The following is a 25,704-nucleotide window of genomic DNA, read 5'->3' on the forward strand; positions in this document are numbered from 1 at the left end:
ACTACCGGTATTCCTTCTGCATATCGTGCCACTTGTGTTCAAGGTCGTCGATGCCGCCGATGCCGGAGAATGCCTGCTCGGGCACGTCGTCGTAGGCGCCGTCACAGATCCGAGTGAAGGCCTCAATGGTCTCGTCCGCAGGCACGTAGGAACCCTTGCGGCCGGTGAACTTTTCGGCCACGTAGAAGTTCTGGCCCAGGAACTGCTCGATCTTGCGGGCGCGATTAACGGTGGTCTTGTCTTCCTCGCCCAGCTCATCGATGCCGATCAGAGCGATGATGTCCTGGAGCTCCTTATTTCTCTGCAAGATGGCCTTGACCCGGTTGGCGCAGTCGTAGTGGGCCTGTCCAACGTAGCGCGGGTCCAAAATCCTGGAGGTGGAAGCCAGCGGGTCCACAGCCGGGTAGATGCCCTGGGAGGCGATGTCACGGCTGAGCTCGGTGGTTGCATCCAGGTGGGCGAAGGTGGTCGCAGGAGCAGGGTCGGTGTAATCATCGGCCGGCACGTAGATGGCCTGCAGGGAGGTGATGGAGTGGCCCCTGGTGGAGGTGATCCTCTCCTGCAGGGCGCCCATCTCGTCGGCCAGATTGGGCTGGTAGCCCACGGCCGAGGGCATGCGGCCCAGCAGGGTGGAGACCTCGGAGCCGGCCTGGGTGAACCGGAAGATATTGTCGATGAAGAGCAACACATCCTGGTTCTCCACGTCGCGGAAGTACTCCGACATGGTCAGGGCGGTCAGAGGGACACGCAGACGGGTCCCCGGAGGCTCGTCCATCTGGCCAAAGACCAGTGCGGTCTTCTCCAGCACGCCGGCTTCGTCCATCTCACCGATCAGATCGTTGCCCTCACGGGTGCGCTCGCCCACGCCCGCGAAGACGGAGACACCGCCGTGGTTCTGCGCCACGCGCTGGATCATCTCCTGGATGAGCACGGTCTTGCCCACGCCTGCGCCACCGAACAAGCCGATCTTGCCACCCTCCACGTAGGGGGTCAGCAAGTCGATGACCTTGATGCCGGTTTCGAACATCTGGGTCTTGGACTCCAGCTGATCGAAGGCAGGCGGGTTGCGATGGATTGGCCACCGCTCGGTGACCTTGATCTGCTCACCCTCCTTCTTGTTGAGGATATTGCCGGCCACGTCGAAGACGTGCCCCTTGGTCACGTCACCCACGGGCACCATGATGGGCCCACCCGTATCGGTGACAGTGGCACCGCGAACCAGACCGTCGGTGGGCTTCAGAGCCACGGTACGGACCGTGGAATCGCCCAAGTGCTGCTCCACCTCCAGCATGATGGTGGTCAGCGACTCGCCCTCGGTGTTCGAGGACTTGCTCAGGTCCACGGTCAGGGCATTGTAGATGTCCGGCAGATGGCCTGCCGGGAACTCCACATCGATGACCGAACCCTGGACTCGGGTGACGCGCCCCATGGAGGCCGAATCCGGCTTGCGGCTCGCTGTGGTCGGCTGTTCTTGCTGTGCAACCATTGGCGTTCCTACTCTTCCTCTTTGTTGAGCGCATCGGCGCTGCCGACGATCTCGGTAAGTTCCTGCGTGATAGCCGCCTGACGGGTAGCATTCAGCTTGCGGGTCAGGTCGTCGATCAGCCCCTTGGCGTTATCAGTGGCGGTGTGCATGGCGTTCTGCCTGCTGGCGGTCTCCGATGCAGCCGAAGTGAGCAGGCATTCATGGATGCGCGACTGAATGTACTTGGGCAGAACGGCATCCAGCACCTCCTGGGGGCTGGGCTCAAAGTCGTAGAGGGCCGCATAGCGGTCGTCGCCCTGATGTCCATGCTCGTCGTCCGGCACAGGGGCATCGATGGCCTCCTCAGGCTGCTCCTGGTCAGGCCTGATCAGCTCAAGAGGCAGCATGCGCAGCACCCGAACCTTTTGCACCACCATATTGATGAATTCAGTGAAGACGATGTAGAGCTCGGAGACGCCCCCCTTGGCCGCTGGAGTCATGTAGGTTTCCAGCAGTGCCTGGGAGATCTCCCTGGCCACATCCACACCGGGCCGATCGCTGTTGCCCTCCCAGGTCTTGACGATGCTGCGGTTGCGGTAGCGGTAGTAAGAGACACCGCGACGACCGTAGACGAAGAGCTGAGGCTGTCGGCTCTGCTGATCCAGGCGAGCCAGTAGAGACTCCGTCTCACGGATGACCGAGGAGGTATAGGCCCCGGCCATGCCACGGTCGGCCGTCAACGCCAGCACAGCCACACGTGGGTTCTTCTCGTCCTTCCTGACAATGGGGTGGCGGATGTCGTCCGTGTGGGCCACCAGGGCCTGGACTGCATCAAAGATCGCATCGGAGTAAGGCTTCGCTTCCATGGCCACGGTCCTGGCCTTGGCAATATGCGAGGAGGCTATCATCTCCTGGGCATTGAAGATCTTCTCCAATGCCGAAGTGGAGGCGATCCTTGACTTGAATGCGAGTTGTGAGGCCATGGTCTACCGCTTCCCAGCCTTGCTGCCGCTCTTGCCGTCAGCCACCAGCTTCTCCTGCTGGACGTCCACCGGTTGCTCCTGATCCTGATCGGCTTTGTGGCCGTCCAGGGTCTGACCCTTGTGGGTCACGAAGGTCTTGGCGAACTCGTCCACGGCCTTGTCAAGAGCCTTTTCTGTATCGTCAGTGAAGTCCTCCGTGTCGCGGATGGTTTTGAGGATGTCAGTGTTGTGGTCCAAGTAGTCCAGGAGCCCGGACTCGAAGGGCAGGACGTCCTCCAGGTCCAGATTATCCAGCTTGCCATGGGTGCCGACCCAGACGGAAACGACCTGCTTTTCCATGGAGTAGGGCGTGAACTGAGGCTGCTTGAGCAGCTCAGTCAGTCTGGCGCCACGGGTCAACTGGGCCTTGGAGGCCGCATCCAGATCGGAGGCGAACATGGCGAAGGACTGAAGGGAGCGGTACTGGGCCAGAGAAATCTTCAGAGTCGAGGAGACCTTCTTCAGAGCCTTGGTCTGTGCAGCGCCGCCCACGCGGGAGACGGAGATGCCCACGTCCACAGCGGGACGCTGGTTGGCATTGAACAGATCGGACTGCAGGAAGATCTGGCCGTCGGTGATGGAGATCACGTTGGTCGGAATGTAGGCCGAGACGTCGTTGGCCTTGGTCTCGATGATCGGCAGACCGGTCATGGATCCGCCGCCCAGGTCATCGGAGAGCTTCGCGCAGCGCTCCAGCAGACGCGAATGCAGGTAGAAGACGTCGCCAGGGTAAGCCTCGCGCCCCGGCGGACGACGCAGAAGCAGGGAGATGGACCGATAAGCCTCGGCCTGCTTGCTCAGGTCGTCGAAGACGATCAGGACGTGCTTGCCGCCGTACATCCAATGCTGGCCGATGGCCGAACCGGTGTAGGGGGCTATGTACTTGAAACCTGCAGAATCGGAAGCCGGGGAGGCCACGATGGTGGTGTACTCCATGGCGCCGGCCTCTTCCAGGGAGGAACGGACCGAGGCAATAGTGGTGCCCTTCTGGCCAATAGCCACATAAATGCACCGCACCTGCTTCTTGGGGTCTCCGGACTCCCAGTTGCGCTTCTGGTTGATAATGGTGTCGATGGCGATGGCCGTCTTGCCGGTCTGCCGGTCGCCGATGATCAACTGACGCTGACCGCGCCCGATAGGTGTCATGGCGTCGATGGCCTTGATGCCGGTGGCCAAGGGCTCGTCAACGGGATGCCGGTGCATGACGTCGGGGGCCTGAGCCTCCAGAATTCTGCGGCCCTCACTTTTGATTTCGCCTAGGCCGTCAATGGGCTCACCCAAGGGGTTGACCGTACGCCCCAGATAGCCGTCTCCGACGGGCACTGAAAGCACTTCGCCGGTCCTGTGGACTTCCTGGCCTTCTTCGACACCTGCGAAGTCGCCCAGGATGACCACGCCGATCTCTCGGGCGTCCAGGTTGAAGGCCAGACCCAACGTGCCGTCCTCGAAGGTCAGCAGCTCGTTGGCCATGCAACCAGGCAGTCCCTCCACATGCGCAATGCCGTCACCAGCCGTCCGGACATAGCCCACCTCCTGGGTGGGGGTATCCGTCGGCTTGTAGGACTCGACAAACTGGTCGAGCGCCTTGCGCACCACGGCGGGATCAATGGTCATTTCTGCCATGATCACTCCTTATTTCTGTTCTTGTTCAAGTCTGTTGGTCCCCTGCTCATCCTGCTACGGCCATTCGCCGCTTCAGGTGCTTCAGCTGGGTAGCCACCGTGCCATCGGTGGAGACCGAGCCATACTGGACCTTCATGCCACCTATGACCGAAGGGTCAACCACCGAGTTGATGTGGACCGGCTTACCCAGCTTGCGCCCGTAGACCTCCTGTAGGCGGGTGACCTGTTCGTCCTTCATGGAGACCGCCGTAGTAACGGTGACCATGATCTGGTCCATGTGCTCGGAGAAGCGGTCCACCAACCAAACGATGGTGTCAGGGAAGCGCCGCCCGCGCAGATCGATGGTGGAGTTCAGTGCCATCTGCTTGGTGACCGGATGCATATGCTGCCCATCCAGGAGCGCCCTGAGCAGGTCGGCTCGCGCCTTGGAATCGCTGTACTCGTCAGAGAGCCGGAAAAGCACCAGCGGCATGCCTAGCAGGGCTGAATGAATCTCAGCCAGTTCACCGGCCACCTGGTTGGTGATGCCCAGAGCATCGGTGTAATAGGTGGTGGCATCCACCGACATGTCCTCGGCCGCGTTGGCGATGTGCACCACACGGCTCCACTGATGATCAGTCAGATCATGGAGGATATCCACGGTCAGCGGATCAGCCTTATCAGCCAGGATGGTGTCGATCACCTGCCACTTGTCCTCAGCTGGACGGGAGGGGTCGGTCAGCGCACGCTCCAGGGGCCTATTGGCATCGAGCAGGGTCACGAAAGTATAGAGCTCCATGGCTACGCGGAGGGCATCCTTCCCCTTGCTCTTGAGCAAAGGGGCATACTTGGCCCTGGTCTCCTTGTCGGAGCTCAGTGAAGTCTCTCCTCGCATGTCACCTCCCCTTTCGCAGAATCAACGTACCCGTGGTCCGCCAATCAGTCATCATGCCTGCCGCTTGTCCGAGGATTGTCCGCCCTGGCCCGCGATGATCGAGTCGATCATGGAGGACTGCACGGCATCATCCTGAAGCTGCGAGCCCAGGATTTTGCCTGCAAGAGCCGTAGCCAGCGTGCCCACCTCGCCCTTAAGCGAGACCAGAGCCTGCTGCTGCTGGGACTTGAGGGATCTCTGGGCGTTCTCGGTGATCTGGTTGGCCTCAGTCTCTGCCCGGGTCCTGGCATCAGCCACGATCCTGGAGGCTTCAGCGCGGGCATCATCCCGAATCTGGGAAGCTTCCACACGAGCCTTGCTCAGCTGATCCTGATACTGCTTGCGGGCCTGATCCGCCTCTTCACGAGCCTTGGCGGCCTTCTGGATGTTGCCCTCAATCTTGGACGAGCGCTCATCTAAGATGGCCTGGAACTTGGGCATGAAGAACTTGTAGAAGAAGACGGCCAGGATGACCAGGATGACCAGCGACCACACAATGTCATAAACCTGGGGGATGAATAGCTGAATCCCCTTGCCTGCCGCTAGAGCGTACATTGGCTCCTCCTTTCCCTTATCGAAGCCGGATCATGCAAGAATCGCACGGCTCAGGCGATGAAGAGCGCCACGAAGCCCAGCAGGGCCAGCACCTCGATCAGAGCCAAGCCAATGAACATGGTGGTGCGCAGCTGCCCGCTGATCTCAGGCTGGCGAGCCATGCTCTCGACGGTCTTGCCGACAGCGATACCCAGACCCAATGCGGGGCCGAGAGCTGCGATGCCGTATCCCAGGATGCTCAGATTGCCGGAGACCTCAGCAAGTGTGATGATGTCCATTTATTTTCCTTTCCTCCACCGTTGCCGGTTCTTGGATTGTGGTTCAGCCCCGACCCCCGTCTACTGGTCGGAACCGACGAATATGTGGGCTGCGACCGCCTTAAGCGCCGACCGCGGCTTTTCTCTTTCGCTCAACCTTCCTCAGGGTAACTCATGGAGATGTAGACCGTGGTCAGGATGGCGAAGATATAGGCCTGAAGGGCCGCCACAAAAATTTCGAAGGCCGTCAGGGCGAAGCCCAGAACAAACCAGCCCACGCCAGCCAGGGCCAGGAGCTTGTTGCTGGCCTCGATGATGTAGAACTGGGTGAAAGCCAGGCTGACAGCCACCAGCAGATGGCCGGCGATCATGTTGGCAAAGAGTCGAATGGTCAGGGAGGCCGGCTTGACAATGACCATCTCCAGCAGCTGGATGGGTGTCAGAATGATATAGAGAGGCCAGGGCACTCCAGCCGGAAAGAGCTCCGATTTGAAATAGCCCCAGACGCCCTGCTCCCGGAATCCCGTCACCATGTACTGGCAGAAAGTCCAGATGGCGAATACCAAAGGCATGGTGATGGTCGCTGTTGCCGCGATGTTCATGCCCGGCACGATGCCGCAGAGGTTGAAGACCAGGATAGTCAGGAAGATGGTCGTAATCATGGGCACGTAACGCTTGCCCCGAATCTCGCCCAGGGTGTCGTAGACGACTGAGTCGCGGATGAACTCAATGACCCATTCAATAGCCCCCTGCCAGCGGGAGGGGATCAGCTTAGCCCTGGCCGCAGTGATTCCCAGCACCAGAAGGATAATGACCATGGCCACGAACCTGATCAGGATGATTCTGTTCATGGCGAAGGGCGTTCCCTGGAAGAGAATCTCAGGAGGCAGGAAATCTTCGATGGTGGGTAGCTCGCTCGGCTTGGCCATGGCCAGACTGAAAGCTTCACTTCCCATTGCCTCTAGCATCTATCGCCTCCTGAACGACACAGTGAACACTATAGCGCGTATGCGACCCATGGCTGCACCGTATCGGTAGTGTAGCCCACGCCAAGAGCCACGGTAACTATGGATTCATCCAGTGTGTCACAGATAGTGGCCGCAGGTCGAATCCGCCCCGCGGTGTGGACAGTTTGATAACGAATTTAATCCAAACGTCATTAACTATTAACAACGCCAGGAATAAGCCCGTACCCGTCACCAGCCAAAGGACGATACCCGTCAGCGCGTGGGCATCCAGGAGCGTGTCTGATGGATCGGTCGGTGCCTAGTTGGCCCGCTGCCCGCAGAGTCGGCACCTGGTCCAAGTCGTAAGGGGTGGTCTCGTAAACCCAATTCAGCCAGTTGCGCCAGAGCAGGTTAGCATGGGCCCGCCAGGAGAAGACCGGCTCCAATCTGGGATCGTCATGGGGGTAGTAGTTGACCGGGAAAGGAACCTGGTCCAGGCCCTTGGCCATGTCGCGCCGGTACTCGTGAGCGAGAGTGTCGCGATCATATTCCCAGTGGCCCAGCACGAAGATCTCTGAGAAATCCTGGGTGCAGATAAGCCCTGAACCCGACTGGGGACCCCAGGTCAGCACCTGTAGATCCGGACAGGCCCGCACCTGGTCCTCGTCCACCCCGGCCCAGCGGGAGTGGGGCTGCAGGGCGATCTCATCGAAGCCATTGGTGATGAAGCAGTACTCGTCCTGCAGATACTGAGGAAAGACCCCGAAGACCTTGCAGTCCAGGTCGCGCTTGGCGATGCCGTGGCGGTAGTAGAGCCCGGCCATGGCCCCCCAGCACAAGTACATGGTGGAGAAAACGTGGGTAGAAGCCCAGTCCAGAATGTGAGTCAGCTCCTCCCAGTAGTCGACCTGCTCGAAGTCCATCTGCTCCACCGGGGCGCCCGTCACGACAAGACCGTCATAACAGTTGTCCTTGAAGGAATCCAGATTCTCGTAGAACTTGACCAAGTGGTCCATGCTGGTGTGCGCGGCCTGATGGGTGGATGTCTTCATGAAGTCGACCTCCACCTGAAGCGGCGACTTGGAGATCAGCCGCAGCAGCTGGGTCTCTGTCTCCACCTTGGTAGGCATCAGATTGAGGATGACCAGCCTGAGCGGACGCATCTCCTGCCGCTCCGCCTCGTGGCTTTCCAGGGCGAAGATGCGTTCCGAATCCAGGATGGATCTGGCCGGCAATCCGGTGGGGATGGTGATAGGCATGGCTCCATTATCTCCCAAGTAAGGCCTGCCCACACACGGACTTGACAAGTGTGCTGGAATCCGTAACATAGATAACTGCTGTGTTGCACAGCCGACGCGGGGTGGAGCAGTTCGGTAGCTCGCTGGGCTCATAACCCAGAGGTCTCAGGTTCAAATCCTGACCCCGCTACCAGTAAGGCTAGGAATCGTTAGGATTCGGAGCCTTTATTGTCTTATACTTCGATGAAGCTTTCTTCGTAAGAATCTGTTATCAATAATATAAAACCTCGTTTTCAATACTTATACTTATTTATGCAATTGAGGTCATTTCAGAACAGCTTCCCATGCCGTTCGATTGACAAGTTGAAAAAGTCATAGGAGACACTATGAAATTGCTGAACCAGCCTCGTGACGGGGCACTAGGAGATAAATTAAAATTATTGCTTCGATCTGGAGAATTTAGTAAATTAAATATTGTCGTAGCTTTCGCAAAAAACAGCGGCGTACAGAGGCTGATCGATGACTTTGACGATTTCATCAAGAGCGGTGGAGAGATCAATGCATATGTAGGGGTTGATTTCGATGGTACAACTTACGAAGCATTATCAGCATTACTGCCGCGAACAACTTCACTTTATATTATTCACGCAGAAACTGAACAAACATTCCACAGTAAAATATATAATTTCACCGGCGAGGATAAAAACCTTTTGATAGTTGGCTCCAACAACCTTACCCGTGGAGGCCTGTGGACGAATATGGAAAGCTCCCTAATCGTTTCGTCCGATAAGAAAGATGATACGACGGTACAAGACGAGTTTATCTCCTACATTCAAAGCCTCAGATCATTAAGCAAATCTAAATCTTGCATGCAAATTAATAGTCAAAATGATATCGACCTACTACTTAGAAACGGCTATATAAAAACAGAAATCGAGACTTTAATTAAGAACAAAAGCAAGAAATATGGGGGCCCAAGAAGCGTCCATCCATTATTCGGCAATGGCGTCCGTGCAAAGCTTCCGAGCTTGGTAAAAGGTCCAGATTCCAATTCCTCAATCTCACCATTCCCTGACTCTCGGCTCGACAGCAAAACTGACGCGTTCACCTCTACTGGAGCAGACGATGAGACAGATGAGACAATTTGGCTTGAAACGCGTAAGATGACAGGCGGATCAAGAAACATTCTTGATTTGTCAGCAAAATCTTTACTTTACTCCGGCAATCCGGAAGGTACCGTTTACGACATTGGAACAGAAAACTATATTAGTGGGGCAGTGCGATTTTTCGGAATTGATCCGATCAATACGAAAATTAGCAAAGACATAATTATTAATTACCATGGAATCGACTATTATGGAAACACTATTTTATTTCCAAAAGGCAAAAAAGCAAATGGTACTTGGCGTTTACAGCTTAAAGGAAGGGATGCCTCAGGAAACAAAATCACCGGACAATTAAAACTCAATGGGAACCCGTCCCTGCCACATAAAATAATTACCTTCACAAGAGTTAGAGATGATTGCTATTCAATGTCGATCTTCCCAGATTCCAAACTTAGTCGTTTCGAAAAAGTTTCTTGGCTTCTAGCTTTTAATGGTTCAACTAATAAGGCCAGACGGTTAGGGATTATCAAAAACGACTGATCCATTCCTGATGTTTGCCAACTCTGGAACCACTTATACCGCCTTTAGGACCTCCAAAATGGAGTTGTATCGCATTATCGCTCAAAGGAACCTTTTCCGACACAAAAATAGGTGCCTTTGTTTTCAAACGTAAGCAGTCCACGAATTGGCGAACATCAAATCCGAAAGCGTATCCTGTAGCGCCAGAGTAAGGGGGATCGATATATATAACTGCGCTAGATGAAATTTCATGATCAAGTAGCTGCCATATATCGGTCGCCATACAACGAACTCCATACATATTCTGCATTAAGTTACAAATTCTCCTCCGAAGTTCCACAGGAGATGGCTGCATGGGATTTGCTGGACTGCGTCGAACACTCGTCGCGGTTGGTTCCCAATAGTCACGGAAAAATGCATTTTCCCATTTTCCTGCATTTCTCCATATTTGTTTACCCCCGAAAGAGCTCGCTTGCAAAATAGGATATATTTCAGCCTCATGCTCATTCACTGGCGCACTACTTAATTGCTTCATATGGTCTTTAACCAGTCGTTTGTCCTTAGGCAAAGATGCTAGCAACGAATCAAAATAATCTATATCAAAATGACCCGCGCCTATTGCATTCCAAAACCGGCCCCAAGAACTGCAATCAAGCATCACAATATGACTGGGCGGTACTCCACGGTTAATAAGTTCTATAGAAATAGCGCCAGAGCCACAGCATAGATCATAAAAGGTAACATCTTTATCATCAGGCGTCAGCAATAACCTATCTACAATCTGCTTAGCAACTCTTTGTTTCCCCCCCTGATAGGCGCATGGGACGCGCAAACCAGCGGTCAAGAATCCCTCCTGCGAATGATCACACGAGCGTATACACGTTTATTATTAATAATACCAACTCCACCACGATCATTTGGATGGCGAGTATACCCTACCCGTGCCAGCGTGGCGTCATCAACGCTTGTACGTGCATTTCCATTCGCTAACATGACAATCTCGAACTGTTCAGGGCAATACTTATCTAGAAATGTAATCGGCACCCCCATATACCCAAAGTAGTCAGCTGGTATATTCGTAGTTTTATTTACTTCGATTGCGTTATAGTTCGCATATTGCGGGTAAAGTGACGGATCATAATTGCGAGTAAGGCATAGGGCTTTATGACGACGGCCGTTGTCAATATTGGTAAACCACCTCACGCCTTTTACACGAATGAACTTTCTCCCATTTAACTCAACACCACAGTTAGCTGCTTTAAGCGGGTAATCATCAGGAACATGGAATTTGCGATCACCTGAGTGAATAGTATCGCCATACCAAACTTTATCGTCTCGAAATAGTGGAAATACTTCTTTATAGGTTGATGCGTTAATGTTACCTAAAATTATATACTTTTTATGGTATTTTTGTAACAATTTTATAAATTCACGGAATAGGCTAAAGGGGGGATTGGTGACCACTACATCTGCCTTTTTCAACAATGAAACACACTCCGAGGAACGAAAATCCCCATCACCATCTAGACGCTGCAGCTTATTACCTTGAACAGCAAGCAATGATTCCAGATCCAAGGAACCATCCGGACGTTCTAGAAAGACCTCCGGAACTTCAGTTACTTCTGCCTCGTATGCGCCTGCGCCGTCTTCAAGAGGGTATTCACTACCCGCCAAAGAGGAATTTGAATAGCATGTGGATGATAACTTCTCTAGCCCTAGGTCGTTAAAATGCTTGACGAAATATCGAAAAAAGGCCGATTCAAAAGGATCATCACAATTGCACAGTACGTGTTTTCCCTGGAAAATATCTCTGTAGCAGTCCATTTCTTTAGCTACATCTGTATATTCTGTATAAAACTCGTCCCTTTTCGCAGCATATGCATGATTTAACGTCACATTTTTAGCAATTACTTTTGCTTTCTCGTTTGCCTTAATAGGTTCAGCTTTCATTTTAAAAGGTATCCCGTTTTCCCGAATTACCGCCTTGAGGAAAGCGTTAACAGCCGCAGACATGCTGATTCCAATTTGGTCAAAAATATCACTGGCTGCTTTTTTTACGCTCGGATCAATCCTGATCGTTGTTGTAGGCCCAGTTCCCATCTGCACTTCTCCATAGCTAATTAAGTTACAGTGTGCTACATTGTAGCACAGTAAATATTATTTTCCATTTTCCTCAATTTTGATAAAATTAGAAGTTTATACATTCTACTGTGTAGCTACATTTCTTACCATTTCTCTGAATATAACGGCTATTGCGCCTCATTATTAGAATTACGACAATGCTAGAGTCTACTGATAAGTATTCGATTCTATTTGAAAGAAAATCCTAAAGTGAACACAAGACTCTCAGACGCTGGGACAATCCTTACGAATCACATAGCTCACTTCATTGCCATTTTTTAATCTGAAATTTTAGGATCAGCAGAATTAGTCATTCTTATGAGTAGGTCCGTCTAGCAAACTTGCGCGTAAGGTACGTTCTTAAAACAAAGAAGTCCATATAGGTTATTAATGCAAACTATCTATTCAACTTGTTTCATCAACCCCAATTCCTTATGAAGGGCTTACCTCCGGGACCATTAACAATTTAAACAGCTAATCGTCTCATTATTGATCAATGATCTTTACTACTGTCTATACAATCGAAACTCGAAGTAATAACATTTTCGGCACTCGAAACAGTTGCTCTAGTTACATAAATTCGAAATCTTCTGCCTTCACGCCATTTTATACTGAGCCGCTTTGTAAAGACCTGCATACATAATCAAAACTCTGACTGTTGTCCGGATGTTGATACCATTCAGGCACTACACCTTGCACATCAAGAATTTTCTCAAATTTTATCTGATTAAACCTGTTAAAGGTCAGCACATCCGAATTACACGCATATTTGAAATCTTCAATTTCCCACAATCCGTGAATCAAACTTCCAGCGACTCGAACTTGTTAGCATGATTGCATCTGCACCAAGGAAGGCCAAGGGGGCTCTAATGCAATACACACAACTGGGCGAAACAGACATCAACATATCGAAGATCTGCGTGGGGTGCATGAGCTTCGGCAAACCAGGCACCATGCACGACTGGACACTGGATGAGGAAGGGACCGACGCGGTCGTTGCGCACGCACTGGACCTGGGCATCACCTTCTTTGATACAGCCAACGGCTACTCGGCTGGGACCAGTGAGGAATATCTGTGAAAGGCACTTAGAAAGCATACAAGCCGCGACCGGGTGGTCATCGCCTCCAAGGTTTACTTCAATGAGGGACGGCTTTCGTCCAAGGCCATCCATCGCGAGATCGATGGAACGCTCAGGCGACTGGGCACCGACTACCTGGACCTCTATATCATCCACAGGTTCGACTATGAAACGCCAATCGAGGAGACCGTGGAAGCGCTCAACGATCTGGTCCAAGCCGGCAAGGTGCGAGCGCTGGGCGCCTCGGCCATGTACGCCAGCCAATTTCAGGATATGCAGAAAGTCGCTCGAGACAACGGCTGGACCCCTTTCAGCGCCATGGAGAACCATTACAACCTGCTTTACCGGGAGGACGAGAAAGACGGGCGTCTCACTCATGCCCTACAGCCCTCTGGCCGCCGGCCATCTGACACGGCCCACCTGGACCGCCGACACACTGCGCAGCGCCACTGATAAGGTCTCGCGCGGCAAATACGACCGGGCCGAAGACAACGACCTTGCCATCATTGACCGTGTGCAAAAGGCGGCAGAGCGGCACAACGTTCCTATGGCCCGGGTAGCCATCGCCTGGCAGTGGGCTAAAGGCGTCGCCTCACCGATCATCGGCGCCACCAAAGCCCATCATCTTGACGATGTTGTGGCTGCGCTGGATTTGGAACTCACGCCTGAGGAGATCGTCTCCATGGAGGAGCCCTACCTGCCGCATGAGACAGTGGGAGCCATCGACAGCAATCCTCCTGAAGGCGTGGTGCTGCTGGACGCGGAGGAGAATTAACGCAATCCCCCCTGGCCTGGAGCATAGGCATGTTGAATCTAATGACTTGTGATTCATTGCCAAATCATACATTTATTGCTGTGCCAGACCCGGGGAACAGCTTAAGGAAAAGTCCTGATAGACTCGGGGCGGTCTATAGTTCGTCGCAACCGTCCGCATCCTCCAGATCCGCTGAATCATCCGAATCCTCGCTAATTTCTAGAACAGTCAGGGCATCAGAGGTCTCAGTATCTTCAGAATCTGCTGGCGTATTCAACGTTTCCGATGCCTGTGGATTCCCGGATGTCTGCGAATTGACCATGTCTAAATCCAGTACCTTTTTATAGTCGCGATCCGCATCAGACTGTGAATAGCCAAAGTGAGCCTCATCCATAACGGAAATCAGGTGCATACCCATAGGGCGCATAGTTGTCCAGGTAATCCCTCCCGACACCACTCCACCAATTATCGGCACAGCCTTGGAAACCCCTTTGGCAAAGACGCTTTTAGTCATTTTTACGGACATGGTCTTGGCTACCGATTTGACGATCGGATAGATCACTCCTTTTGTCAAGGCCTTCTGTGGCAGATGCTTCAAGGCTGATTTCCCCAGTTGCGTGGAGATCAAACGCACCGCCGAACTGGCACCAGCGGCGCCAAGCATGACACCGAGGTATAAAAGCAATTGATTCCCGATCACCTCATCATCTGGCAGGGCACCTTCCCAGAAATCCTCCTCTCCATACAGATAGGCGATCTCTTGGGCTGTTATAAAAGCAAAACCGTAGAACTGGGCCGCATCTCCTGGAATTGTGACAGCCATGGTAATCCCTCCCGGCACTCCAGCCAAGAAAGATGCACTAGTGGATTGCCCTGTTCTTTTCAGGACGATTTGCCGTGCCATCTTATAAAGAATCTTCCGATCACAACCCGCGGCCACGGGGCCCCTCTTCACTATGTCTTCAATGACCTGCCGTGGAGCGCTAGCGAACTGCTCACGTAGAAACCGCTCACGATCTACTTTCATCCCCGGAATTCGCATAGCCTGATTCAGCACCACCATCAAGGGTTTCCCGCCATCTTTAGAGCTTTCGGTGTTTTCCTTCGCCATCGCTAACCTTCTCCACCGCCATCCTTGGCCGATATTTTACGGGGTCAATAGTATCCAAGAAACCAGACGATCACATCCATAACCGCTGCACTCAAGCGTGAGGCTGACACTTTACCAAGCAGCCGTCCGCCTCAGCCGTTGAATGTTTTAATACGGACAGCACAATCATTTGTTCAGCCAAACTTTCATTTTGCCTATTACTGATTTCTCGAGGCGGAAATGACATAAGACTCTGAAGATATCTGGGAATGGCCAAAATAACTGACGTTCGCCTGACGAATAGCCGACACACCCTGCCTTGGATCCGGAGCAGGCCGGTATCGCTCCCCCAGATCTATCTGCCCTGCGACAGGTCGAGACCGACCCTGGTCTGCCGACCAGCCTCATTAAGCCAATCGGCAGACCAAGATGCACATACGGGTCTCTGTACTTGTTCCAGGGTCAGTGTCTCCTATAATTCCTGGCGGACATCTGTCTGACTAAGCGGAAGATGATAAGCCCGGTCATGACCGCTGCGGCGGCGACGGCCAAGGGAAGCACCACCGAAGATCCGGTCTTAGGCAGTGCTGCTTCCAGAGCATTCCAGTCATCACTGTTGGATTCAACAGCTTGATCAGCGCAGAGCAGGCGACCATCGACTACCACTCCGCGAGAGTCCGCTCGTCCAGTGGCTTTTTGGGCGTTCTCCAATTGCGGCAAGGAAGCCTGATCCTCCACCGGACAGGGCACCAGCGGGCTGCCAACTACTCGGGCCCTGTCGGTGTGCCGACCTGATATGCCTGTCACTGTGGCATGCACGTCCACAGACTGGCCAGGCCGTAGCATTAGGGTCGACCAGTTGTCAGGATAGCGAATCCGAGTCACACGCCCCTGACCGACGACTGTCTGATCTTCCAAATGTAGTTGCCGGGCGAGGAAAATTGCTCCGGTCCCATCGCTGGGATCGCGAGGAGAATCGTTGGTGATCCGGAAGACAATAGGGACATCATCATGAGTTCGAAGGGCCTGTTCCGGCTGATCCCGATCACCCTTAGACATACCGCCGGCCTGATCAAACTTCTCGATATGCAGTGCCGGGGTCATATCGGGCGTTCTGGTCCAGACCGTGTTGGAGACCAGAGTCTTGTCCTGATAGAACTCAGTAAATCGGTTCTCATGACGTTCCACCTTCTTCAGCCTTCTGCATTGCAGGTAAGCCCTCCAACCGACTGGGCGGTCGCCTGAAGCACTGACCAATGCCAAATATCGCGGTGTAGCCTCCACTTTGACCAGACCTGCAGGGTCTGCGGCCATCGTGAACAAGGGACCGCCAGGGATATCGGCTGACATGTTCGAACCAGCCATGATCTGTCCATGATGAATCAGGATGCGTCCATTCTCGTAGAGATCCTGGTTAGCGTAGACGGCCCAATGGCCGGTGAACCGATCCACCGAGGGGTCCAACCGATCCTCAATCCGCCAAGTCCCCACCTGCGGATAGGCCCGTCCGGCCGGCAGCAGACTGGAATCCAGCCGGTAGAGGAAGATCCGGCCACGGTAGATACTGCCGCCGTGGGCGCTGTCCCCGCCTACGGCCACTACCACATCCTTGGCAGGATTGAGCGGCTTGACCGGATTAGCGACCGCATTGGTCGCTTTACGCATGTCGTTGACGATCTGAGTCGCCTGGTTGCGCACCACGTGACCAGGCTCTGCACGGATGACCGTGTAAGGCAGGACCAGGTCGTAGGTGCGCCCCAACAATCCTTGGTTAATGGCCGGCTCCCTGAGGGGACTATGGCCTCGGGCAGCGGCATAGGCAGCCAAATCCGCAGGTTGAGGATCTCCTTTGAGGGTCGCACCTGTGGCCGGAACATAGGTGTCCACAGTTTTGGCGAAGACCAGAACCATACCGTTTTTTACCTGAATATTGAAAGCCTTGGTGTGATCACGACCGTCGGAGCCAAGAACCTCGATGCTCTTGGAATCGATATCCAGGTGACGAGCATCGTAGGCATCCGTCATGCCCAGCCGCCAGACCGGATAGGCGGTATCTTTGCGGCGGGCGTCCAGACTGATCCGATAGACTCCATGGTCGCCCATGAAGAGCACCTTACCGTCGATGCTGATGCCTGGATCATGCGCGCTGACATCGCTCTTTGAGGGATGGAAGTCAGCTGGCGGATTGCTCACTTGGTTGGAGGGGGTCAGTGAATTGTTCAGTGTCAGCAACCACTGATTGCCCACCCGATGATCCCTTGGGGCCTTGGAATCAACCCTGCCCTCAAAGCGCAGGCGCATTCTGGGATTGCTCCCGGCACGCCACTTGCTGATCATACCGGAATCGGTAATGGTCACCCGCAAACTGTGATCCTTGTCCTTCCACTTTGTGGCGTATCCGGTCTTGGCGATGATATCGCCGCTCTGCAGGTCAGTCACCTCAAGGGTCTGCTTGTCGGGCAAAAACCAGCGGTCATACACATCCGTCAGGGTGATTGACTTGACAGGATATGCCAGATTGTCGGGCAGGCTGGGCTGGGTATCCAACTGATACTCCAGTCGCTGACCAGGGAAGACTATTTTGCCGTCAACGCTGGCCTGCTCCCCGCCTTGACCAGCCTCAGAGATTACATCCTTGCGTACCGGAGGCAGATATCCGCAAATGCCTGGCTTATTAGTCTCCACACTCTGCGTGTTGACTGTCTGGGAGCCCGAGTTGGTTAGAGGCTCGCCTTGGCTACCATGGCCATTAGGAGCCCGGCAAAAGGTCAGCTCCTGGTCAGGTGCTCCACCCATATCCTTGCGGACCTTGGCTGCGCCGCCGCCGTTGGCAAAGCTAACCGTAAAGGGAACCAGCATGGTGACCTGCATGGGGCCCTCCATCCCCTTAAGACCGTTCAACCATCCGCTTTTGGCTTGGGCCTGTGCCCGGGTGCCGGTCACACTGATCTCGAAACGGTCTGTCACATCCCTTCCCTTAGCCACAATGTCCTCGATGCTGCTGCGGCGGTAGTGCTCGTCTGCATCAGCCTTGGCTTTGGCCACGAAGACGCGGATGGCCCTAGCCCCATCCTGATCAACCAGATAGTCAGCACCACTCCAGTCGTCAGTCAGGGCGAAAACCTTGGGTGCCTCAATCAGATGGGCTTCGACAGCGGCGTTGACCACCGACCCCACCCGGTCTCCGTCCAGAAACGCATGCCCGTCGGCACCAGTTCCGTTACTCCATTGGGGGTCTATGACGCTCTTCCACACCCCTGTAGCTGTATCTCGCAGGATCCAGGATTTGTCGGGCCTGGGCTTCCAGGTGGGTGTACGACGCTCCGGGGTCGACTGGTCAATCTGCCGGGCGGCGCCCTTCCAACTGACTCCTCCCTGATCCAGAATTACCCCGGTCTCTGGCCGTTCGACAGTCACATCCAGCTGCCATGCCCAGCGGTGTTCCTCCGGCAGAGCACCGCCCTTCCAGGTGGCTGTGGCCCGGTCACCAGGCGGCCTAGCTCCTTCGGCAGTGTTGAAAATGAATTTGTCACTCAGATCTTCGCCGCTGGTCTGGTCCCTGACATGCTGACCACTGATACGGTACTGCTTACCTTGAGGATTGAAGACATCACTAAAAGTTAGTTCACGCCCGCCCCGGCCGGTTCCAGTGACGATATGGGTGCGATTGGTCATCCCATCCGCGCTAGTGCCATGATCTACTTGCTTATCGGGAGCATCCGGAGGCAGATCGGCCGGCTTGGGCTCGTAGTCGTTGAGCATGATCACCACCAGGGAGATGCCCTTCTCGTCGCCTGCATACTCGTCAGCGAACTTGTCAAGATTGTCGTTGGGCTGATCCCAAAAGGAATCGCTGGTCCGATAGGTCACCCCACGATTGCTAAAGGTGCTGTTGGCCACCTGGCTGCGCCAGCTATCCATCCAAAGCTTGTGAATAGCCACAGAAATCCCGTCAAAGATGCGTTGGGATCCACGATAGCCGGCAACCACTCCCACGCCGGTTACCCGACATTGGGCCTGTCCGGACTGGTCGGCATGCGCCTCGTTAAAGCGCGCCTGACAGTTGCCATTGGCCTCATCAAGAGCCTGCCGCTTGACCCGGGCCGTAGTGGCATTACCACCATCCACGACCCCCATCTTGGAGAAGGCCCTATCGATGCTGCCTATCTCATAACCGCCAAAAGCTCCCTGGTCGTCATCCTTGTAGGCCCAACCCTGCCAGAGCCGGAGCTTTTGGCCACCGGGAGGTACTGGTCTGCCGCCAGCATGACCTGATCCTCCGCCAGCCATAGCAGGAGCCGCCGGGCCGGCAAGGGTCGCCAAGGCGAGCAGAACCGCCAACATGCCGGTCCACCTATGCTTGTACATACTCGTCCTCACTCTTCGCCCGCTCCATTCCTTGAGTATGAACGGCTGCTGAGCATATACGTGCGTAAGAGTGAGACTGTGGTCGAATGTGCCGCGGGACGGTTATGCTGTGTATGAGACATACCTATGCTGTCCAGACCGAGAAGGAGACAGGACAATGGCAGAGACATTCGATGTGTTGGTCGAGATCCCCCGGGGCTCCCGCAACAAGTATGAGATGGACCACGATAGCGGCCATATCAGGCTGGACCGCACCCTCTTCACCTCTATGGGCTACCCTGACGACTACGGTTACATCGACGGCACCCTGGGCGAGGACGGTGATCCCTTGGATGCTCTGGTCATGATTCCCGACTCGGTCTTCCCGGGCTGCATCGTCGAATGCCGCGCCGTGGGTCTCTACCACATGGTCGACGAGGCCGGCGGGGATGACAAGGTCCTCTGCGTGCCTGCTGATGTCCGCTACGATGCCATCAAGGACATCGACGACGTCTCCGACTTCCACAAGCAGGAGATCAAACACTTCTTCGAGCAGTACAAGGCTCTAGAACCAGGCAAGGAGGTCATGCCCGGCGACTACTGGACCAACGCCGAGGCTGCCGAGACCCAGATCAAGGCTGCGCGCGAGCGCCTGGCCGCCCAGCACTGACCCCTCAAGGTCGACCGGTCGGCACAATCACCCCGGCAAGGGCCCAATCGAGCGCCCGAACCGGGGTTTTGCATGCCCAAATCCTCCCAAAACGCGTCTGGCCGTCTACGATTGCCAATTGCGGGTGCGCGCGCAAGGGCAGGAGCGGCTATGACTTTCTATACGTACCAATACCTCAAGGGCGGTCAGACCAACTGGACCATGATCAGGATCATCGTGGTCGTCGTGCTGGCCCTGGCCTTCCTCTTCTTCCTGTTTATGTACTCACGCCACCGCTGGAACCACAAGTACAAGGATCTGTCCATAATCCTGGCCACCCTGCTACTGCTGGCGGCGGCCATCCAGTACAGCGACTACACCAATCTGCGCACAGCCAGCCTGCAGAGCGGACAGCTGACCACGGTCATCGACAAATCTGCCGCCAAGCTCAAGGTCGATCCTGAGCAGATCAGCATCAACGACACCTCGCGCAACAACGACATGATCATCAAGACCCCCAAGGGCTACTACACCCTGGTATTCAACAGTTCAGGCTCCGAATTCCTGTTGCAGCGCGCCGACCTGTACCACCCAGACATCACCGTGATCGGAGAGTGACCCATGGATATCAATTTCTACGTCAACGTGGCCCTGAAGCTGATCGTCGGGCTGCTCTTCATCACCCTGCTCATCAACGTGACCGGCAAGGGGAACCTGGCGCCCACCTCGCCCATGGACCAATTGCAGAACTACGTCCTGGGCGGCATCATCGGCGGGGTCATCTACAGCGACAGCATCTCCATGGCCCAGTACATTGTCATCCTGCTGATATGGGCGGCACTGATCCTCATCACTAGGTATGCCAAGACCCACATCCACGCGGTGGGCAAGTACATTGACGGCGAACCGGTCACCATCATCAAGAACGGCAAACTGCTGGTCCAGAACTGCCTCAAGGTCAACCTGACGGCCAAGGAGGTGGACTTCAAGCTACGCACCAAGGGCATCAACGACATACGCGACGTCAAGCGGGGCATCGTCGAGCAGAACGGCGGCCTGACCATCATTTCCGAGGGCGACAAGGACGTGCGCTATCCGGTGGTCATGGACGGACGGGTCAATCCGGACGTGCTGGATACCATGGGACGGGACGAGGACTGGCTCGACGAGCAGCTGGCCAAGCAGGGCATACACAAGGTCAGCGATGTGTACATGGCCCGATACCAGAACGGCGAGTTCTACGCCGTCACCTACCAGGACCAATAGCGCCATCCACGCATCGGGAGACAGCCTGACGGCGACCATGGCCCATTGGGCAGGGCCGCCCGGCCTCATCTTATGCTTGATTGTTCCAGCGCTGACAGGTAAAATCTATGTCCATATTGTTATGGCGTAGCATGTGAACGGCATTCAACGAATTCAAAGCCGACTCCAGTCGGCAGTTCCGCGCTCGACGCTCCCGAGGCGTAGGCGGGTTTGAGGAGACCTGGTCGAGGCCCATCCCACCGGGGATGAACCCTTTCAAGGAATGCCGTGTTCTTAAGACTGTTGTTTATCGCTTTAGGTGTATCTTCTGACGCTTTTGCCGTCTCCATCAGCAAGGGACTGTCCGTGGACAGACTGCGGGCCCGCCATCATTGGCTGGTCGGACTTTGGTTCGGCGGATTCCAGACTCTGCTGCCTCTGCTTGGCTACTTCGCAGCCTCCATGCTGCAGGACTCCCTGGCCGCTGTGGATCACTGGATTATCTTCGGCATTCTGTCGGCCATCGGGGTCAACATGATCCGCGAGGGCGTCTACGGCAAGGAAGAAGGAGCTAACGGAGAAGAGAGCTTCTCCTGGCGGCAAATGCTTCCTGCGGCCATAGCCACCAGCATCGACTCATTCGGCGTGGGCGCGGGTCTGGCCCTGCTGGGCATCAACATCTGGCTGTCCGCATTGGTCATCGGACTGGTGACGGCTACGGTCTCCATAGCGGGATTGCGCATTGGATATGTCGTCGGTTCCCGCTGGCGCAAGCCGGCCAGAATCGCCGGCGGCATCATTTTGATAGTCATGGGCATCCAGATCCTTCTGGATCACCTGATGAACGCCTAGCTCAGATCGTCGTCTGGAGGACGAGTGCCGTCAGTACCACGATGGCTCCGGACAGAAGCACCGACATCAGTGCCAGACCAACGGCCCCACGCCGATCAGCCGCCTCCTGGGCCCAGCGATGGCCCGAGGCCACAAGCCCGACCAGCAGCAGCAAGGCCACAAGCACCGTCAGGATCGGCATCAGGTCAGGTCGCAGACCTCTGATCAGCTCTGGCAGGAAGACCCATCCCGAGGCGGCGACAGCAGTGACCCCGCCCATAGCTGTTGCAGAAATGCCTCGGATGACCATCTGCCGGTCCCGACGCAGCATCTGCCGAACGAACATGAACACGGCCAGGAGGGCAAGCAGGAATGCCGCAGTCGACAGCCAGACCCTGAAGGCGTCAGACCCCTGCACGACCAAGGCCGGAACCAGACAGGCCAAAGTCAGCAGAGCGAACATGGCTCGGTCGGGGCCGGGTCGAATGCCCCGGCCGACCAAAGGCCAGGAGGCCAACAGGGCCAATGCCAGCACCAGAACCAGGACGGCCTGCACCCATCGGGCGACCCGAGGCTCTGCCAGCAAACCCGCCGCCACGCCCGGCAGGATCAGCGCCGCCAGGGCCAGCAGCTGCGTCAGGGCGGGCGCGCGCCCATCCCGGGTTTCTTGTACGGTCTGCGCCATGGATCCTCCTGCCTGTCCCCGTCGGGGAGCCATACGTCACATCCTAGGGCAAGGCCATCCTGTGAACTCGGAACCCCTGTGACGGGCCGATTGTACAATGATGACGGCTGTTCAACGAATCCACTCCCGCTATGGACGAACGGACAGGGAAGAAGGTACTCCCGTGACGGATCTGACCCTGATGACCTGCGCCGAGGACCCGGCATCGGTTCTGCCAGCCTTGGCCCTGCTCTCCCATCGAGTGCGCGTCCTGCCCCTGGACGCCGCATCCCTGGTAAGAATGCCCGAGGACACAGTGCTGCTGATCGATGCCAGCGACGACCTGGCCGAGGCCAAGACCCTTTGCAACCTGACCCGAGCCTCGGGTCTGTCCACGCCCATCATTCTGATTCTGAGCGAGGGCGGCTTCACCGTGGTCAATGCCAGCTGGGGCGTGGCCGACGTAATCATTCAGTCCGCATCCCCCGCCGAGGTCGAGGCCCGGCTGCGTCTGGTCTGCCAGCGCGTGACCACGACACACAAGCCGGTTGCTCAGCCAGAAGAGGCTGAGGACGAAGTGCCCACCGGTCAAGTCCGCTCGGGCGATCTGGTCGTGGACACCGAAAGCTACACGGCCCGAATCCACGGTCGTCCCATCAACCTGGCTTACAAGGAGTTCGAGCTGCTCAAATACCTGGTTCAGCATCCCGGCAGGGTCTTCACCAGGGCACAGCTCCTCCAGGAGGTCTGGGGCTATGACTACTACGGCGGCACCAGGACGGTTGATGTGCATGTGCGGCGGCTCAGGGCCAAGCTGGGCAGCGAGTACGAGCACCTGATCGGCACGGTCCGCAATGTGGGCTACCGGTTCGACCCGCCCTCGTCAGCACGGACGACCTCAGCCCCCAAGCCCGAGCCGGATGTCGGGACCAACCCAGATCCAGCCGAACAAGAGGACAACCAGTCAGAACAATCCCAGGACTCCAAGAAGAAGAAAACCGATCATAGTGACTGATGCATCATCAAATCGAAAGCGTCCCCAAGGCAGGGAAAGCAAGGCCCACCGCCTGGCCCGCATGCACGAGGAGTACCGCATCCTCTGCCAGGTCTTTCCCGAGGCGGTCTGCGCCCTGCACTTTCGCAACCCCTTCGAACTGCTGGTGGCGACTGTCCTGAGTGCCCAGACCACAGACAAGCGGGTCAACTCGGTGACCCCGGAACTCTTCGATCGCTACCCCGATCCCGCAGCCATGGCCCAGGCCCAGCCGGTTGACCTCGAGGCCATCATCCACCCGGTGGGCTTCTACCACGCCAAGGCCCGCCACCTGCTGGGGCTCTCCCTGATGCTGACCGAAGACTACGGCGGCAAGGTTCCCCAGACCATGGAGGAACTGACCAGTCTGCCCGGCGTGGGGCGCAAGACCGCCAATGTAGTCCTTGGCAACGCCTTCAACATCCCCGGATTCCCGGTGGACACCCACGTCACCAGGGTCACCGGCCGCCTGCGCTGGCGGACCGACTGGCGCAGCACCCACCCCGATCCAGTGAAGATCGAGCATGAGATCTGCGACTGTTTCCCGCCCGAGGACTGGACCAATCTGTCTCACAGGTTGATCCTCCACGGCCGAGCCACCTGCCACGCCCGCAAGCCCGACTGCCTCCACTGCCCCCTGGCCGAAACATGCCCCAGTGCCGAACTCCTGGCCGGACCGGCCTCTCGATAGAATCAAAACCATGGCACGCGGCAGACACACACAAATCAGATCCGGTATCATCTTTCTCCTGGTATTGATGGTCCTGACCGCGGGCACCTATATAGCCTGGCCGCTGGTGACAGGTCAGGGAAGCTGGCAGCTCCCCTGGGCCCAGGGGAGTTCGGGACAGATCGTGCGCATTCGAGCCCGCCAGGCCCCCGTCTCCCTTGACATCCGCACCGAACCCGGATTCGCCACAGACCAGGCCCTGATGGGCAACGTCTACCAGACTCTGACCAGGCCCGACGCCAAAGGCCGGCCGACGCCCGGCCTGGCCCAGAACTGGGAGATCTCCGCAAACGGGCTGCTCTACACCTTTCATCTGCGCAATGATGCCCGCTTCGCCGACGGACGCCGCCTGACCTCGGAGGATGCCCTCTGGTCCCTGCACCAGATCATCGACCACCAGTACCAGGGTCATCGGGACCTGGATGGACTGGCCAGGGTCACCAACCCCGATGATGCCACACTGGTAATCGGCCTGAAGAGCCCGAACGCCAGGCTGCTGACCGCCCTGAGCGGTCGTGCGGGCATAGTCTACGACCGCCGGGCCCGTGTCAACTATTCCACTCGATCCGCTGGTTCAGGCCCCTACCAGGTGGATGACTGGCAGCCGGGCACCAGCCTGACCCTGACCGCCAGCAAGTCCTACCAAGGCCCGGACAAGGCCGCCATCCACAAGGTGATCATCAGCTACACCGGCAGCCCGCAAGAGACCATCAAGAATCTGGACCAGGGACGCCTGGACGCTGTAGTGGACATGGATCCCGCCACTGCCAAACAGGCCGGCAAGACGCCGACCGCCACGCCCAGCACAAACAATGTGGTCCTGGTCTTCAACAACGAGGCATCCAGCCTGCTATCCGACCAGCATGTGCGCGAGGCCGTCCGCTATGCCGTGGACCGCCAGGCGCTGGCCGATCTGGAAGGCGGCGGAGCCAAAGCGCTGGGCGGGCCGCTCAACCCGTTGAGCCCCGGCTATGATCCCGGTCTGCAGGCTTTCCCCTTCGACCGCATCCAGGCGGCCCGTCGAAACTCCTACTACGCCCCGTCCTACTATCACGGCGGTCTGCGCCTGGTCTACCCCCAGGAATTCGGCAACCAGGTGGGCGATCTAATCAGCACGCAGCTGAAGGCGGTAGGCATCCCCAGCCAGGTCTCCATGGTGGACCAGGCTGCATTCCGCGACCAGGTACTCAACCGCCACGACTATGACATGACCCTGCTGGTCATGGACAATGATGAAATCGACCGCTTCGCTGACCCCGAATCCACCATGCACTTCGACAACATCGATATTCAGAATTCCTGGAAGCAGGTGACGGACTGCACCGACCAGAACACCTATGCCGAGCGACTGAAGGCCTTTGCCCGACAGGTCAGCGACCTCTCCCCCAGCGACTGGCTGTATCAGCGTACGCCCCTGGTCCTCACCGCCCCCCGCCTGCAGGGCATGCCTAGCTCTCTGGTGGACCGCTACCTGCCCCTGTGGAACCTGCGCATCCAGGGGTGAAAAGGCCGGTGC

At 56.2% G+C, this 25,704-nt stretch carries 21 protein-coding genes, 1 tRNA gene and 1 pseudogene; 10 read left to right on the forward strand and 13 right to left on the reverse strand.

Annotated features, from left to right (window positions below; translation table 11 throughout):
* Position 1: 1 nt before the first annotated feature.
* From atpD to ACUIAI_RS06925, 8 genes are all read right to left on the reverse strand, one after another.
* On the reverse strand, positions 2 to 1,486 hold the full coding sequence (gene atpD / locus ACUIAI_RS06890) for a F0F1 ATP synthase subunit beta (protein ID WP_445341950.1): 1,485 nt from the start codon (positions 1,484 to 1,486) through the stop codon (positions 2 to 4).
* An 8-nt stretch (positions 1,487 to 1,494) separates the two neighbouring features.
* Positions 1,495 to 2,448 carry a F0F1 ATP synthase subunit gamma gene (locus ACUIAI_RS06895; protein ID WP_110413466.1) on the reverse strand — a complete coding sequence of 318 codons (954 nt, stop codon included), beginning with the start codon at positions 2,446 to 2,448 and terminating at the stop codon, positions 1,495 to 1,497.
* Between the two features lie 3 nt (positions 2,449 to 2,451).
* On the reverse strand, positions 2,452 to 4,110 hold the full coding sequence (gene atpA / locus ACUIAI_RS06900; protein ID WP_110413467.1) for a F0F1 ATP synthase subunit alpha: 1,659 nt from the start codon (positions 4,108 to 4,110) through the stop codon (positions 2,452 to 2,454).
* Between the two features lie 46 nt (positions 4,111 to 4,156).
* Complete coding sequence (locus ACUIAI_RS06905; protein ID WP_445341951.1) at positions 4,157 to 4,984, reverse strand: F0F1 ATP synthase subunit delta; 828 nt, start codon at positions 4,982 to 4,984, stop codon at positions 4,157 to 4,159.
* A 51-nt stretch (positions 4,985 to 5,035) separates the two neighbouring features.
* Positions 5,036 to 5,578 (reverse strand): F0F1 ATP synthase subunit B, encoded by a 543-nt coding sequence (locus tag ACUIAI_RS06910; protein WP_445341952.1) that lies wholly within the window; start codon positions 5,576 to 5,578, stop codon positions 5,036 to 5,038.
* Between the two features lie 50 nt (positions 5,579 to 5,628).
* Positions 5,629 to 5,856, reverse strand: coding sequence for an ATP synthase F0 subunit C (gene atpE / locus ACUIAI_RS06915; RefSeq protein ID WP_015022486.1), 228 nt, complete (start codon positions 5,854 to 5,856; stop codon positions 5,629 to 5,631).
* Positions 5,857 to 5,987: 131 nt separating this feature from the next.
* Positions 5,988 to 6,803, reverse strand: a complete 816-nt coding sequence (atpB, locus tag ACUIAI_RS06920; protein ID WP_015022487.1) for a F0F1 ATP synthase subunit A — start codon at positions 6,801 to 6,803, stop codon at positions 5,988 to 5,990.
* Between the two features lie 191 nt (positions 6,804 to 6,994).
* The gene (locus ACUIAI_RS06925; RefSeq protein ID WP_445341953.1) at positions 6,995 to 8,041 is read right to left on the reverse strand and encodes a homoserine O-succinyltransferase; all 1,047 of its coding nucleotides are present in this window, start codon (positions 8,039 to 8,041) and stop codon (positions 6,995 to 6,997) included.
* A 95-nt stretch (positions 8,042 to 8,136) separates the two neighbouring features.
* On the opposite strand from ACUIAI_RS06925, the gene ACUIAI_RS06930 reads away from it, so the two are divergent.
* Positions 8,137 to 8,213: transfer RNA gene (locus tag ACUIAI_RS06930), tRNA-Met, on the forward strand.
* Positions 8,214 to 8,406: 193 nt separating this feature from the next.
* Positions 8,407 to 9,666, forward strand: a complete 1,260-nt coding sequence (locus ACUIAI_RS06935) for a restriction endonuclease PLD domain-containing protein (protein WP_445341954.1) — start codon at positions 8,407 to 8,409, stop codon at positions 9,664 to 9,666.
* Here ACUIAI_RS06935 and ACUIAI_RS06940 read toward each other — a convergent pair.
* Positions 9,653 to 10,489, reverse strand: a complete 837-nt coding sequence (locus ACUIAI_RS06940) for a hypothetical protein (protein WP_445341955.1) — start codon at positions 10,487 to 10,489, stop codon at positions 9,653 to 9,655. The genes ACUIAI_RS06935 and ACUIAI_RS06940 overlap by 14 nt on opposite strands.
* The gene (locus ACUIAI_RS06945) at positions 10,486 to 11,745 is read right to left on the reverse strand and encodes a type II toxin-antitoxin system RelB/DinJ family antitoxin (RefSeq protein ID WP_445341956.1); all 1,260 of its coding nucleotides are present in this window, start codon (positions 11,743 to 11,745) and stop codon (positions 10,486 to 10,488) included. Before ACUIAI_RS06945 ends, ACUIAI_RS06940 begins: the two co-directional genes overlap by 4 nt.
* Before the next feature lie 974 nt (positions 11,746 to 12,719).
* Here ACUIAI_RS06945 and ACUIAI_RS06950 point away from each other — a divergent pair.
* Positions 12,720 to 13,620: pseudogene (locus ACUIAI_RS06950) on the forward strand (aldo/keto reductase).
* Positions 13,621 to 13,753: 133 nt separating this feature from the next.
* Here the strand turns inward: ACUIAI_RS06950 and ACUIAI_RS06955 are convergent.
* Positions 13,754 to 14,710 carry a hypothetical protein gene (locus ACUIAI_RS06955; RefSeq protein WP_445341957.1) on the reverse strand — a complete coding sequence of 319 codons (957 nt, stop codon included), beginning with the start codon at positions 14,708 to 14,710 and terminating at the stop codon, positions 13,754 to 13,756.
* A 441-nt stretch (positions 14,711 to 15,151) separates the two neighbouring features.
* On the reverse strand, positions 15,152 to 19,057 hold the full coding sequence (locus ACUIAI_RS06960) for an LPXTG cell wall anchor domain-containing protein (protein WP_445341958.1): 3,906 nt from the start codon (positions 19,055 to 19,057) through the stop codon (positions 15,152 to 15,154).
* 157 nt (positions 19,058 to 19,214) lie between these two features.
* Here ACUIAI_RS06960 and ACUIAI_RS06965 point away from each other — a divergent pair, with 157 nt between their 5' ends.
* The 4 genes from ACUIAI_RS06965 to ACUIAI_RS06980 all read left to right on the forward strand — a co-directional run bounded on the left by ACUIAI_RS06965 (position 19,215) and on the right by ACUIAI_RS06980 (position 21,782).
* Complete coding sequence (locus ACUIAI_RS06965) at positions 19,215 to 19,706, forward strand: inorganic diphosphatase (RefSeq protein ID WP_046323398.1); 492 nt, start codon at positions 19,215 to 19,217, stop codon at positions 19,704 to 19,706.
* Between the two features lie 150 nt (positions 19,707 to 19,856).
* The gene (locus ACUIAI_RS06970) at positions 19,857 to 20,303 is read left to right on the forward strand and encodes a DUF3290 family protein (RefSeq protein WP_045924896.1); all 447 of its coding nucleotides are present in this window, start codon (positions 19,857 to 19,859) and stop codon (positions 20,301 to 20,303) included.
* A 3-nt stretch (positions 20,304 to 20,306) separates the two neighbouring features.
* Positions 20,307 to 20,951, forward strand: a complete 645-nt coding sequence (locus tag ACUIAI_RS06975; RefSeq protein ID WP_029678190.1) for a DUF421 domain-containing protein — start codon at positions 20,307 to 20,309, stop codon at positions 20,949 to 20,951.
* 267 nt (positions 20,952 to 21,218) lie between these two features.
* The gene (locus ACUIAI_RS06980; protein ID WP_110413478.1) at positions 21,219 to 21,782 is read left to right on the forward strand and encodes a manganese efflux pump MntP; all 564 of its coding nucleotides are present in this window, start codon (positions 21,219 to 21,221) and stop codon (positions 21,780 to 21,782) included.
* 1 nt (position 21,783) lies between these two features.
* Here the strand turns inward: ACUIAI_RS06980 and ACUIAI_RS06985 are convergent, their stop codons facing one another.
* Positions 21,784 to 22,446, reverse strand: coding sequence for a hypothetical protein (locus tag ACUIAI_RS06985; RefSeq protein WP_445341959.1), 663 nt, complete (start codon positions 22,444 to 22,446; stop codon positions 21,784 to 21,786).
* Positions 22,447 to 22,609: 163 nt separating this feature from the next.
* On the opposite strand from ACUIAI_RS06985, the gene ACUIAI_RS06990 reads away from it, so the two are divergent.
* The 3 genes from ACUIAI_RS06990 (at position 22,610) to ACUIAI_RS07000 (ending at position 25,692) form a co-directional block, all read left to right on the forward strand.
* Positions 22,610 to 23,440, forward strand: a complete 831-nt coding sequence (locus ACUIAI_RS06990) for a winged helix-turn-helix transcriptional regulator (protein ID WP_445341960.1) — start codon at positions 22,610 to 22,612, stop codon at positions 23,438 to 23,440.
* A gap of 61 nt (positions 23,441 to 23,501) precedes the next feature.
* Positions 23,502 to 24,149 carry an endonuclease III gene (gene nth, locus ACUIAI_RS06995; protein WP_445342840.1) on the forward strand — a complete coding sequence of 216 codons (648 nt, stop codon included), beginning with the start codon at positions 23,502 to 23,504 and terminating at the stop codon, positions 24,147 to 24,149.
* 10 nt (positions 24,150 to 24,159) lie between these two features.
* Complete coding sequence (locus ACUIAI_RS07000; protein WP_445341961.1) at positions 24,160 to 25,692, forward strand: ABC transporter substrate-binding protein; 1,533 nt, start codon at positions 24,160 to 24,162, stop codon at positions 25,690 to 25,692.
* Positions 25,693 to 25,704: the final 12 nt, after the last annotated feature.

The sequence above is a fragment of the Bifidobacterium sp. ESL0827 genome (assembly GCF_052606685.1).

Bases quoted from the DNA above. Each gene is read 5' to 3' on its own strand.
- ACUIAI_RS06910 (WP_445341952.1), bottom strand. From the start codon at position 5,578: ATGTACGCTCTAGCGGCAGGCAAGGGGATTCAGCTATTCATCCCCCAG.
- ACUIAI_RS06955 (WP_445341957.1), bottom strand. From the start codon at position 14,710: ATGGCGAAGGAAAACACCGAAAGCTCTAAAGATGGCGGGAAACCCTTG.
- atpA (WP_110413467.1), bottom strand. From the start codon at position 4,110: ATGGCAGAAATGACCATTGATCCCGCCGTGGTGCGCAAGGCGCTCGAC.
- ACUIAI_RS06970 (WP_045924896.1), top strand. From the start codon at position 19,857: ATGACTTTCTATACGTACCAATACCTCAAGGGCGGTCAGACCAACTGG.
- ACUIAI_RS06945 (WP_445341956.1), bottom strand. From the start codon at position 11,745: ATGGGAACTGGGCCTACAACAACGATCAGGATTGATCCGAGCGTAAAA.
- ACUIAI_RS06975 (WP_029678190.1), top strand. From the start codon at position 20,307: ATGGATATCAATTTCTACGTCAACGTGGCCCTGAAGCTGATCGTCGGG.
- ACUIAI_RS06905 (WP_445341951.1), bottom strand. From the start codon at position 4,984: ATGCGAGGAGAGACTTCACTGAGCTCCGACAAGGAGACCAGGGCCAAG.
- ACUIAI_RS06960 (WP_445341958.1), bottom strand. From the start codon at position 19,057: ATGTACAAGCATAGGTGGACCGGCATGTTGGCGGTTCTGCTCGCCTTG.
- atpE (WP_015022486.1), bottom strand. From the start codon at position 5,856: ATGGACATCATCACACTTGCTGAGGTCTCCGGCAATCTGAGCATCCTG.
- ACUIAI_RS07000 (WP_445341961.1), top strand. From the start codon at position 24,160: ATGGCACGCGGCAGACACACACAAATCAGATCCGGTATCATCTTTCTC.
- atpD (WP_445341950.1), bottom strand. From the start codon at position 1,486: ATGGTTGCACAGCAAGAACAGCCGACCACAGCGAGCCGCAAGCCGGAT.
- ACUIAI_RS06935 (WP_445341954.1), top strand. From the start codon at position 8,407: ATGAAATTGCTGAACCAGCCTCGTGACGGGGCACTAGGAGATAAATTA.
- ACUIAI_RS06965 (WP_046323398.1), top strand. From the start codon at position 19,215: ATGGCAGAGACATTCGATGTGTTGGTCGAGATCCCCCGGGGCTCCCGC.
- ACUIAI_RS06985 (WP_445341959.1), bottom strand. From the start codon at position 22,446: ATGGCGCAGACCGTACAAGAAACCCGGGATGGGCGCGCGCCCGCCCTG.
- atpB (WP_015022487.1), bottom strand. From the start codon at position 6,803: ATGCTAGAGGCAATGGGAAGTGAAGCTTTCAGTCTGGCCATGGCCAAG.
- ACUIAI_RS06895 (WP_110413466.1), bottom strand. From the start codon at position 2,448: ATGGCCTCACAACTCGCATTCAAGTCAAGGATCGCCTCCACTTCGGCA.
- ACUIAI_RS06925 (WP_445341953.1), bottom strand. From the start codon at position 8,041: ATGCCTATCACCATCCCCACCGGATTGCCGGCCAGATCCATCCTGGAT.
- nth (WP_445342840.1), top strand. From the start codon at position 23,502: ATGCACGAGGAGTACCGCATCCTCTGCCAGGTCTTTCCCGAGGCGGTC.